The organism is Mitsuaria sp. TWR114 (assembly GCF_007997345.1).
Window position 1 is genome coordinate 1 of the sequence record NZ_VOSR01000888.1, and the last position, 1166, is coordinate 1166.

The window sequence follows — 1166 nt, forward strand, 5'->3', positions numbered from 1 at the left end:
GCCAGGCGGCGCACGTCGAGCTCCTGCGTCAGCAGCTCGCGCTCGGCCTGCGCCAGCAGCAGGTTGCCGGGGTCGTGCTGCTGGAAGACCTCGAAGAACAGCGTGGCGGAGGCCTGCAGCTGCCGATTGCTGCGGCGCTCGCCGGGGTGGCTCTGGAAGATCAACCCGGCGATGCGCGCGATCTCGCGGAAGCGGCGGCGCGCCAGTTCGGTCGCGTTCAGGCTGGCCAGCACCTCGTGCAGCAGCGTCTCCAGCGGCGGCACGCTGAGCAGTCCCGGCAGCCGCTCGGCCCAGTCGATGGGCTTGGCGCTGAGCAGCTCGATGCCATAGTCGTTCAGCGCGATCGAGAAGGTGCCGGTCTCCGGCTGCGCCGCGCGCCAGGCGATCAGGCCGGCCAGGCCAAGGTGCACCTGCCGGCCGGCGAAGGGGTAGAGGAAGAGGTGCCAGCCCTCGCGCGACTTCAGCGTCTCCGCCACCAGCACGTCGGGCGCGGGCACGCCGGACCAGCGCCGCTGGATGTCGATCAGCGGGCGCACGCAGGCCATCTCGGGCGAATCGAAGCGGCCCGCGTCGGCCTCGGCCAGCTCGCGCAGCACCGCGTCGGCCAGCGTGCTGGACAGGGGCATGCGGCCGCCGTTCCAGCGCGGCAGCGCGGCCCGTCCAGCGGTGGCGCGCCGCACCAGCGCCGTCATCTGCTCGACCCGCACCAGCTCCAGCAGGCGGCCGCTGAACATGAAGGCATCGCCCGGGCGCAGCCGCGCGATGAAGCTTTCCTCGACGCTGCCCAGCTTGCCGCCGCCCAGGTACTGCACGCTGATGGACGCGTCGCTGACGATGGTCCCGATGTTGACGCGGTGGCGTCGCGCCAGCCGCGCGTCCGGCACGCGCCAGACGCCGTGCTCGTCAGGCACGACGCGGTGGTAGTCCGGGTAGGCGGTCAGCGAGGCCCCGCCCTGGCGCACGAAGTCCAGCGCCCAGCGCCAGTTCGCGTCGTCGAGTGCCTCGTAGGCGACCGTGCCGCGGACCTCCGCCAGCAGCGCGTCCGGTTCGAAGCCGCCACCCAGCGCCACCGTGACCAGGTGCTGCACCAGCACGTCCAGCGGCTCGCGCGGACTGTGCCGGGCCTCGATGCGGCCCGCGGTGATCGCCGCGCGCGCGGCGGCGGC

General features: G+C 73.5%; 1 pseudogene. It reads right to left on the bottom strand.

The window, feature by feature from the left end:
• A pseudogene (locus FUT87_RS25390) lies at positions 1 to 1166 on the bottom strand (DNA ligase-associated DEXH box helicase); the annotation flags it as partial.